Consider the following 9,569-nt stretch of genomic DNA (forward strand, 5'->3'; position numbering starts at 1 on the left):
GCGCCGGCCCGAGCGATTGCAGAAGACAGCTCATGGAGAGGACATCGGCATCGCCCCGGCGCAGCAGCACCTTGCCAAGGCGACGCTGCACGCCGCCTGGATGCCAGGTTCTTAGCCGTGCGTTCGCAGCCTGTGACCCGCCCCGCGGAGCCAGCTCGTCCGGCGTCTGTGCCGCCCGAGATCGCCGCTGAAGCCGCAGTCTGGGTGGCCCGGCTGCATGGGCCTGGGCGTTCCCGTGCGCTGGAGCGGGAATGCCTGGCATGGCAGGCACGCTCGAAGGTGCACCAACTGGCCTTCGAGCGCTGCACGGACACCTGGCAAGACGTCTCGGGCCTGAGCTTGAGCGTCTACGCCGCGGCGACGGAGGGCACATCTCGGGAGGCCGACGCCCCGTCTCCGCGATCTGGGCGGCTCGGGTTGATTGCCACGGCGTTGCTCGGCTGCGCAGTCACCGTCGCGCTTTGGCTGTCCGCAGGGCAGCGCTACGAGACAGCCCGCGGGGAACAGCTCGCCGTCACCCTGGCAGACGGCACCCGCATGATGCTGAACACGGCGACTGAGGTCGACGTTGACTTGACCAGCGCGCTACGCAAGGTCCATGTCCGCCGCGGCGAGGTGCTGTTCGAGGTCGCCAAGGAGGCGCATCGGCCCTTCGTCGTTCAAGTGGCCGATGCAAAGGTCGTGGCAACCGGCACGCAATTCCTGGTCCGCACGCACTCGCCCGCGACACAGACTCCGGACGCTTTCGGCGTGACGCTGATCGAAGGTGAGGTGGTGGTCGAGCGGACACAGGGCATCGGTCCGGATGCGCCTGTGGCCGCCGTGGTATTGAAGCCTGGGCAGCAGGTGCGTGGTGACGTGGGCGCGGCGGGATCACATCCGCACGCCCAGCATCTGCATGTGGAGCGCGCCAAGGTGGAACAGGCCACGGCCTGGCTGCGCGGCCAGGTCGTTTTCGACGACACCCCGCTGGCGGATGCGATCGCAGAGATGAACCGCTATGGCGGCCACTTCATTCACTTCAAGGCCCAGCCTGAACTCGGAGCGCGCCGGATCAGCGGCACCGCCCGGACCGGCGACAGCGAGTCGTTCGCACACGCCGTCGCCAATCTGTACGGCCTGGAGGTACGGGCCGCTCCGGGGCGGCTGGAGCTGGTGCCTGCACCGAGCAAAATCGATCGAAGGCCCGAATGAGAGGCCCGCGCCCCACGCCAACAGTGCTGGCCAGTTCCAGATGATGACTTGGGCTCAAGCTGGATCGTGACACGCGAACGGCTCGCCCTCAACAGCGGCCTTTGGCCGCACGGGAGAGGCGTCAGGCTGTCACGGCCTCGGCCAGGCGCTGGGCGCAGCGCTGTGCCAGACCCGCGTCCGACGCCTCGACCATGACGCGAAGCAGCGGTTCCGTGCCCGAGGCGCGGATCAGCACGCGACCGCGGTCGCCCAGCTCGGCCGAGACGGCCGCCTGCTCCTCGGCCAGGCGGGTGCTGGTCTTCCAGTCCTGCCCCGCCTGCAGGCGCACATTGATCAGCGTCTGCGGGAAGAGGTCCACGCCCTGCAACTGCTCGGCGAGGCTGCGGCCGCTGCGGCAGACCGACTGCAGCACCAGCAGCGCGCTCACGATGCCGTCACCGGTCGTGTGCTTGTCCAGCGCCAGCAGGTGGCCGGAGCCCTCGCCGCCCAGTTGCCAGCCGCGCGCAGCCAGCTCTTCGAGCACGTAGCGGTCACCGACCTTGGCGCGCACGAACTCGACGTCGCGCGAGCGCAGCGCCAGCTCGACGGCCATGTTGGTCATCAGCGTCCCGACGGCACCCGGCACCCGCAGGCCCTGACCGAGGCGGTCGGCCACCATCACGTAGAGCAGCTCGTCACCGTTGTAGAGACGGCCCTGCGCGTCGACCAGTTGCAGCCGGTCGGCATCGCCGTCCAGCGCCACGCCGTAGTCCGCACCGTGGGCCTTGACGGCCTCCACCAGCGCACCGGGCGAGGTCGCGCCGAAGCCGGCGTTGATGTTGAAGCCATCGGGCTTGCAGCCGATGGCGACGACCTCGGCACCCAGCTCATGGAAGACATCGGGCGCGACGTGGTAGGCCGCGCCGTGGGCTGCGTCGACAACGATCTTCAGGCCCTTGAGCGTCAGGTCCGAGCCAAAACTGTTCTTGCAGAACTCGATGTAGCGCCCACGCGCATCCTCGAGGCGCTTGGCGCGACCCAGGCTCGCGGAGTCCACCCACTGCGGCGCCTCTTCCAGCGCAGCCTCGACGGCCAGTTCCCAGGCGTCCGGAAGCTTCTCGCCCTTGGCGGAGAAGAACTTGATGCCGTTGTCGGCAAAGGGGTTGTGCGATGCGCTGATGACGACGCCCAGGTCCTGGCGCAGCGCGCGGGTCAGATAGGCGACGCCGGGCGTGGGCAGCGGGCCGGTCAGCAGCACGTTGACGCCCGCCGAGGCGAAGCCGGCTTCCAACGCTGACTCGATCATGTAGCCGGAGATGCGGGTGTCCTTGCCGATCAGCACCGTCGGGCGCTTGGCGCTCTTGCGCAACACGCGCCCCACCGCATGACCCAGGCGCAGCATGAAGTCGGGCGTGATGGGCTCCTGGCCCACCGTGCCTCGAATGCCGTCGGTTCCAAAATACTTGCGGCTCATCAAGCGTCTTCCTGTTGTGCAGTGGGCGGAATTGTCGCTGCATCGACTGCGGCCCAGACCTTGAGGGCGTCCACCGTGGCAGGGACATCGTGCACACGAATCACGTGCGCGCCGGCGCTGACGGCCCGCAACGCCGCGGCCAGGCTGGCAGCCAGGCGCTGGTCCACCGGGCGGCCGGTGATGTCGCCCAGCGTTCGCTTGCGCGACCAGCCCACCAGCAGCGGGTAGCCCAGCCTGGCCAGGCTTTGCTGGCAGGCGAGCAGCCGGAGGTTGTGCTCGGCAGTCTTTGCAAAGCCGTAGCCGGGGTCCAGGGTGATGCACTCGGCCGGAATGCCCGAGTCGCGCGCCACTCGGGCACGCTGGTCCAGGAAAGCGGCCACATCGGCGACGACGTCGCCGTAGACGGCCAGCTCCGCCATGGACGCAGGCTCGCCGCGCATGTGCATCAGGCACACGCCCGCACCGGTGCCCGCCACGGCCGCCAGTGCGCCGGGCATCTGCAGGGCCTGCACGTCGTTGATGATGTCCGCGCCGGCCTCCAGTGCGCGGCGCATGACCTCGGGCTTGAAGGTGTCGACCGAGACCGGCACGCCAAGCGTCACGGCGGCGGCCAGCACGTCGGCAATGCGCGCCCATTCGCTGTCGGCATCGACGGGCGGCGCGCCGGGGCGGGTGGACTCGCCGCCGATGTCCAGGATGTCGGCCCCCTCCGCGACGAGGCGCTCGCAATGCGCGATGGCCGCGCGGGTGTCGTCATGCCGGCCACCGTCGGAGAAGGAGTCGGGTGTGACGTTGACGATGCCCATCACACGCGGGCGGCTCAGGTCGATGCGGAAGCGGCGGGTCTGCCAATGCATGGTGCGGAACGAAAAAAAGCGGGCCCGACTGGAAAGCCGGGCCCGCTCGGTAGGGGGTGGGATCAGGCCGCGGCCGGGGCGCCGTCGGTACTGACCGGGGGGGTGCCGCCGGTCGGACCGCTCGGGGTCGTCGGCTTGTCATCCGGCGCGCGCGGGGGGCGGCCGGCCATGATGTCCAGCACCTGGTCGCGGTCGATGGTTTCCCACTTCATCAGCGCCTCCGTCATGGTCTCGACCTTGTCGCGGTTGTCCTCGAGGATCTTCTGCGCCACGGCGTACTGTTCGTCGAGGATGCGGCGCATCTCGGCGTCGACCTTCTGCTGGGTGCTTTCGCTGATGTTGGCCGTCTTGGTCATGCTGCGGCCGAGGAAGACTTCACCCTCGTTCTCGGCATAGACCATGGGGCCCAGCAGGTCGCTCATGCCATAGCGGGTGACCATGTCACGGGCAATGCGGGTCGCACGCTCGTAGTCATTGGACGCGCCGGTGGAGATGTCGTGGACGAACAGGTCCTCGGCAATGCGACCGCCGAACAGGATGCTGATCTCGTTGAGCATCTGCTTGTAGTACTTGCTGTACTGGTCGCGCTCGGGCAGCTGCCACGTCACGCCCAGCGCACGGCCGCGCGGCATGATGGTGACCTTGTGGACCGGATCGGTGCCGGGCAGGCATTCCGCGACGATGGCGTGACCGGACTCGTGATAGGCCGTGGCGCGCTTCTCTTCCTCGGTCATGACCATGCTCTTGCGCTCGGGGCCCATGTAGAGCTTGTCCTTGGCGCGCTCGAAGTCGATCATTTCCACCAGACGGCCACCGCGGCGGGCGGCGAACAGCGCGGCTTCGTTGACGAGGTTGGCCAGATCCGCACCGCTCATGCCGGGCGTGCCGCGGGCCAGGATGGACGCATTGACGTCCTGGCCGATGGGCACCTTGCGCATGTGCACGTTCAGGATCTGCTCGCGGCCGCGGATGTCCGGCAGCGTCACATAGACCTGGCGGTCGAAACGGCCGGGACGCAGCAGGGCCGGGTCCAGGATGTCGGGGCGGTTGGTCGCGGCGATGACGATGACGCCAAGGTTGGTGTCGAAGCCGTCCATCTCCACCAGCATCTGGTTCAGTGTCTGCTCGCGCTCGTCATTGCCACCGCCCAGGCCGGCGCCACGATGGCGGCCGACGGCGTCGATTTCGTCGATGAAGATGATGCAGGGTGCGCTCTTCTTGGCCTGCTCGAACATGTCGCGCACACGGGCCGCGCCGACACCGACGAACATTTCAACGAAGTCGGAACCCGAAATCGTGAAGAACGGGACCTTGGCTTCGCCGGCGATGGACTTGGCCAGCAGCGTCTTGCCGGTACCCGGAGGGCCGACCATCAGCACGCCGCGCGGGATGCGACCGCCCAGCTTCTGGAACTTTTGCGGATCCTTCAGGAAGTCCACCAGTTCCTTCACCTCTTCCTTGGCCTCGTCGCAGCCGGCCACGTCGGCAAAGGTGATGGTGTTGTTGTTCTCGTCGAGCATTCGGGCTTTGGATTTGCCAAAGCTGAACGCCCCGCCCTTGCCGCCGCCCTGCATCTGGCGCATGAAGTACACCCAGACGCCGATCAGCAGCAGCATGGGCGTCCAGTTGATCAGCATGCTGACCAGGAAGCTCTGCTCTTCACGGGGCTTGATGTCGAACTTGACGCCGTTGTTGCGCAGGTCGCCCACGAGGCCGCGGTCCTGGTAGGTCGCCAGGGTGCGGATCTTGTTGCCCTCGGTGTCCTCGGCGTAGATGTCGCCGGTAATGCCGTCAGGCAACGTGGCGGACTTGATCCGGTGCGCCTGGACCAGATCCAGGAACTCGGAATACGTGACTTGCTTGCCGGGGGCCGTGGTGCCGCCGAACTGTTTGACGACCGTGAAAAGCACGAGGGCGATCACGATCCAGACGGCGAACTTCGAAAACCATTGATTGTTCACTGCGACTCCTTGGCCCTGATGGCCCAGCGCGGGTTTCAGGACAGTGGGGGCGATTTTAGTTGAGGCAAGGGGACAACCCCTGTAATCACCGGTTTTTCAATCCCAGGCCGACCAAGAATGTCTCGGAAGACCTCTCCCGCGAGGCTTTGGGCTTGACCACCTTGACGGTCTTGAAGTGCGCCCGGAACAATAAAACGAGCTCGTTGTAACCGCTGCCATGGAAGACCTTGGCCACCAGCGCCCCCTCGGGCTTGAGGTGTGTGCTGGCGAAATCGACCGCCAGTTCGATCAGGTTGGAAATGCGGGCTGCGTCCGTCGACGCAATGCCTGACAGGTTGGGCGCCATGTCCGACACGACGACATCCACGGGCTTGCCGGCCAAGGCCTCGTCCAGCTGCGCCAGCACCGCATCCTCCTGGAAGTCGCCCTGGATGAAGTGCACGCCCTCGATGGGCTCGAACTCCAGCAGGTCCAGCGCAATGATGGTGCCGTTGAGCTGCCCCACCGCCGCACCGCCCTGCCCCGCCTCCTTGGGGGCGAACTTGCGGCGCAGGTACTGGCTCCAGGCGCCCGGCGTGGCCCCGAGGTCCACCACCACCTGACCGGGGCGGATCAGCTTGAGCTCCTCGTCGATCTCCTTGAGCTTGTAGGCCGCGCGCGAGCGGTAGCCGTCCTTCTGCGCCTGCTGCACATAGGGATCCGACACATGGTTGTTCAACCACGCTTTGTTGAGTTTTTTGCTCTTGGTTTGAGTTTTCATGCCTACGGGATAATACGGGGATGCCTCAAATCAACCTCACCCCCGCCCAGCGCAAGGACAAGCGCGCCGATGCCCACCATCTCGACCCGGTCGTGATGATCGGCGGCGAGGGGCTGACGCCCGCCGTCGTCAAGGAAACCGACGCGGCGCTGAAGTCGCACGGCCTCATCAAGGTGCGCGTGCTCGGCGACGACCGCGCGGCCCGGGAGGCGATGTTCGCGCAGCTCTGCGACGAGCTGAACGCGGCGCCTATCCAGCACATCGGCAAGCTGCTGGTGCTTTGGCGTCCCATGCCCGAGAAGGCCAAGGCCGAGCGCGAGAACGCGATGCCAGGCCCGCGCGTGGTCAAGATCGTCAAATTCTCCAAGAGCGGCAACGGCCGCCCTCAGATCAACAAGGTCAAGGTCATGGGCAACGAGCGCGTGACCCAGGGCGGAGAAATCAAGCGCATCAAGAAGCGCAGCAAGACGACCAGCGTCAAGAAGTCCTTCGCGGACTGATCCAGGCCAGGGCCAGGACGGCCAGGCCCTTCACACCGAAGAACGCCAGCGAAACACCATGCAGCGCCGCGAAGGACGCGACGCCATGGCCGGCCCTCGCATCGGCCATCATGGGCTGCAGGCCATAGTAGCCAGCGACGGTGCAGAAGAGGGCAACGGCCGGCAGCAGCAGCCGGGCCGAAAACACATGGCTCGGCGCGCCCGCCTCGACCGCATCGCGCGCGATGCGTCGTTCCAGCAGCATCAGGACCAGCGCCGCGGCCAGGCTGACCTGGGCTTCGACGCTGAAGAGCCGGCCGACGAACGCGCCCGCCTGCACCCGATCCAGCACCGCGAAGGCGCTCGGCGCCGCTGCAAAGGCCACGCACAGCAAAAAGCCGCCCCAGAGGGCGGCCAGCAGGGCTTGGAGCCTGGCAAACATCACTCGTAGCGAACTTCGATGATCTCGTAGCGGCGCACGCCACCCGGGGCCTGCACCTCGGCCACGTCGCCGGCTTCCTTGCCGATCAGCGCACGCGCGATGGGCGAGCCCACCGAGATGCGGCCCAGCTTGATGTCGGCCTCGTCGTCGCCGGTGATCTGGTAGGTCACGGCCTTGCCGCTGTCCTCATCCTCGAGGTCCACCGTCGCGCCGAACACCACGCGACCGCCGGCATCGAGCGACGCCGGATCGATGATCTGTGCCGCGGCCAGCTTTCCCTCGATCTCGAGGATGCGACCTTCGATGAAGCCCTGCTTGTCCTTGGCAGCGTCGTACTCGGCGTTCTCGCTCAGGTCACCCTGGGCGCGCGCCTCGGCGATCGCCTGGACGACGGCGTGACGCTCGACAGTCTTGAGGCGGTGCAGCTCGGCCTTGAGCGCCTCGGCGCCGCGCTTGGTCAGGGGAATGGTCGTCATGTCAAAACTCGATGGCAAAAAGAGTTCCGCCGCTGCGGCCCGTTCTCCAGGCTGCGGCGGCGGAATCAGTGAACGCGGAGTTTAAGCCAGCTCGGCGTGCAGTTCTTGCAGGGATTGCACGAGCAAGCCGTCCTGGTGCTTCATGCCTTCCACGGCCGCCTCGCAGCCCGCCATCGTCGTGTAGTAGGTGACGCGGCTGGCCAGCGCGGCCTGGCGGATGTAGCGGCTGTCGGCAATCGCGGTGCGGGTCTCGTCCACCGTCGTGAAGACCAGCTGGATGTCACCACCCTTGAGCGCGTCGACGATGTGCGGGCGGCCGTCCTTGATCTTGTTGATCAGCTTGACCGGCACGCCGGCTTCCGTGATGGCGGCCGCCGTGCCCTTGGTCGCGACGATGCCGAAGCCCAGCTCGTGCAAGTCCTTGGCGATGGCGATGGCGCGCGCCTTGTCGCTGTTCTTCACCGTGATCAGCACGTTGCCCTGGCGCGGCAGGCGCGAACCGGCGCCGATCTGGCTCTTCAGCATCGCCTCGCCGAATGTGCGGGCCGCGCCCATCACCTCGCCCGTGGAGCGCATCTCGGGGCTGAGGATGGGGTCGACGCCCGGGAACTTGTTGAACGGGAAGACGGCTTCCTTGACGCTGTAGTACGGCGGCACCACTTCGCGCGGCTGCTTGCCGTTGCGGTCCTTCTGGTCCTTCAGCTTGACGCCGGCCATGCAGCGCGCGGCCACCTTGGCGAGTTGCTGGCCGGTGGCCTTGGAGACATACGGCACCGTGCGCGAGGCGCGCGGGTTCACTTCCAGCACGTAGATCGTGCAGTGCGCCAGGCCCTTGGCCACGTCGCCCTGGATGGCGAACTGCACGTTCATCAGGCCGACCACCTTCAGCGCCTTGGCCATGGCTGCGGTCTGGCGACGCAGCTCATCCTGTACATCGGCGGCCAGCGTGTAGGGCGGCAGCGAGCAGGCCGAATCGCCGGAGTGGATGCCGGCCGCCTCGATGTGCTCCATGATGCCGCCGATCATCGTGTCGGTGCCGTCGGAGATGCAGTCCACGTCGACCTCGACGGCATCCTGCAGGAAGTGATCCAGCAGCACCGGCGACTTCTCGGACACGCGCACGGCCTCGCGCATGTAGCGCTCCAGGTCCTTGTCGCCATGCACGATCTCCATCGCGCGGCCGCCCAGCACGTAGCTGGGGCGCACGACCAGCGGGTAGCCGATCTCGTTGGCCAGCGCGACGGCCTGCTCCTCGGTGCGCGCGGTGCGGTTGGGCGGCTGCTTGAGGCCCAGCTCGTGCAGCAGCTTCTGGAAGCGCTCGCGGTCCTCGGCGATGTCGATGGAGTCCGGCGTCGTGCCGATGATGGGCACGCCGGCACGTTCCAGGTCCAGGGCCAGCTTCAGCGGCGTCTGTCCGCCGTACTGGACGATGACGCCGACCGGCTTCTCCTTGTCGACGATTTCCAGCACGTCTTCCAGCGTGACCGGCTCGAAGTAGAGGCGGTCGCTGGTGTCGTAGTCGGTCGAGACGGTCTCGGGGTTGCAGTTGACCATCAGCGTCTCGTAGCCGTCCTCGCGCATCGCGAGGGCCGCGTGCACGCAGCAGTAGTCGAACTCGATGCCTTGGCCGATGCGGTTCGGGCCACCGCCCAGCACCATGATCTTCTTCTTGTCCGTCGGCTGCGCCTCGCACTCGGCGCCCTCGCCTTCATAGGTCGAGTACATGTAAGCCGTCTGCGTCGAGAACTCGGCAGCGCAGGTGTCCACGCGCTTGTAGACCGGGCGCACGTTCAGCGCATGGCGGCGCTCGCGCACGGCGTGCTGGTGGGTGCCCAACAGCTTGGCCAGGCGCTTGTCAGAGAAGCCCTTGGTCTTCAGCAGGCGCAGCTCGGCCTCGGTGATGGACTCGATGGCGCGGCCCTTCAGGTCGGCTTCGATCTGCACGAG

The 9,569-nt window shown here is 66.9% G+C and carries 9 protein-coding genes; 2 read left to right on the forward strand and 7 right to left on the reverse strand.

Annotated features, from left to right (window positions below):
* Positions 1–168 precede the first annotated feature (168 nt).
* Positions 169–1,194 carry a FecR family protein gene (locus VGF12_RS10350; RefSeq protein WP_331175952.1) on the forward strand — a complete coding sequence of 342 codons (1,026 nt, stop codon included), beginning with the start codon at positions 169–171 and terminating at the stop codon, positions 1,192–1,194.
* Positions 1,195–1,315: 121 nt separating this feature from the next.
* Here VGF12_RS10350 and glmM read toward each other — a convergent pair whose 3' ends face one another.
* The 4 genes from glmM to VGF12_RS10370 all read right to left on the reverse strand — a co-directional run bounded on the left by glmM (position 1,316) and on the right by VGF12_RS10370 (position 6,225).
* Positions 1,316–2,647 (reverse strand): phosphoglucosamine mutase, encoded by a 1,332-nt coding sequence (gene glmM, locus VGF12_RS10355; protein WP_331175953.1) that lies wholly within the window; start codon positions 2,645–2,647, stop codon positions 1,316–1,318.
* A complete protein-coding gene (folP, locus tag VGF12_RS10360; RefSeq protein WP_331175954.1) occupies positions 2,647–3,504 on the reverse strand; it encodes a dihydropteroate synthase in 858 nt (285 codons plus the stop codon). Before folP ends, glmM begins: the two co-directional genes overlap by 1 nt.
* A gap of 62 nt (positions 3,505–3,566) precedes the next feature.
* The gene (ftsH, locus tag VGF12_RS10365) at positions 3,567–5,465 is read right to left on the reverse strand and encodes an ATP-dependent zinc metalloprotease FtsH (protein WP_331175955.1); all 1,899 of its coding nucleotides are present in this window, start codon (positions 5,463–5,465) and stop codon (positions 3,567–3,569) included.
* Between the two features lie 85 nt (positions 5,466–5,550).
* Positions 5,551–6,225, reverse strand: a complete 675-nt coding sequence (locus tag VGF12_RS10370; RefSeq protein ID WP_331175956.1) for an RlmE family RNA methyltransferase — start codon at positions 6,223–6,225, stop codon at positions 5,551–5,553.
* Positions 6,226–6,245: 20 nt separating this feature from the next.
* Here VGF12_RS10370 and VGF12_RS10375 point away from each other — a divergent pair, with 20 nt between their 5' ends.
* On the forward strand, positions 6,246–6,725 hold the full coding sequence (locus tag VGF12_RS10375; RefSeq protein WP_331175957.1) for a YhbY family RNA-binding protein: 480 nt from the start codon (positions 6,246–6,248) through the stop codon (positions 6,723–6,725).
* Here the strand turns inward: VGF12_RS10375 and VGF12_RS10380 are convergent.
* The 3 genes from VGF12_RS10380 to carB form a co-directional block, all read right to left on the reverse strand.
* Complete coding sequence (locus VGF12_RS10380; RefSeq protein WP_331175958.1) at positions 6,703–7,146, reverse strand: DUF4149 domain-containing protein; 444 nt, start codon at positions 7,144–7,146, stop codon at positions 6,703–6,705. The genes VGF12_RS10375 and VGF12_RS10380 overlap by 23 nt on opposite strands.
* The gene (greA, locus tag VGF12_RS10385) at positions 7,146–7,622 is read right to left on the reverse strand and encodes a transcription elongation factor GreA (RefSeq protein ID WP_331175959.1); all 477 of its coding nucleotides are present in this window, start codon (positions 7,620–7,622) and stop codon (positions 7,146–7,148) included. Before greA ends, VGF12_RS10380 begins: the two co-directional genes overlap by 1 nt.
* Positions 7,623–7,703: 81 nt before the next feature.
* Positions 7,704–9,569: carbamoyl-phosphate synthase large subunit (gene carB / locus VGF12_RS10390; protein ID WP_331175960.1), on the reverse strand; the 1,866-nt coding region annotated here is incomplete at its 5' end.

Origin of the sequence: Roseateles sp. (genome assembly GCF_036404855.1) — a bacterium.
In the GTDB taxonomy this organism is placed as follows: domain Bacteria; phylum Pseudomonadota; class Gammaproteobacteria; order Burkholderiales; family Burkholderiaceae_C; genus Pelomonas.

What these genes read in the sequence shown, in the direction of transcription:
- glmM (WP_331175953.1), bottom strand. Translation starts at nt 2,647, where the DNA reads ATGAGCCGCAAGTATTTTGGAACCGACGGCATTCGAGGCACGGTGGGC.
- folP (WP_331175954.1), bottom strand. Translation starts at nt 3,504, where the DNA reads ATGCATTGGCAGACCCGCCGCTTCCGCATCGACCTGAGCCGCCCGCGT.
- VGF12_RS10370 (WP_331175956.1), bottom strand. Translation starts at nt 6,225, where the DNA reads ATGAAAACTCAAACCAAGAGCAAAAAACTCAACAAAGCGTGGTTGAAC.
- VGF12_RS10375 (WP_331175957.1), top strand. Translation starts at nt 6,246, where the DNA reads ATGCCTCAAATCAACCTCACCCCCGCCCAGCGCAAGGACAAGCGCGCC.
- VGF12_RS10380 (WP_331175958.1), bottom strand. Translation starts at nt 7,146, where the DNA reads ATGTTTGCCAGGCTCCAAGCCCTGCTGGCCGCCCTCTGGGGCGGCTTT.
- greA (WP_331175959.1), bottom strand. Translation starts at nt 7,622, where the DNA reads ATGACGACCATTCCCCTGACCAAGCGCGGCGCCGAGGCGCTCAAGGCC.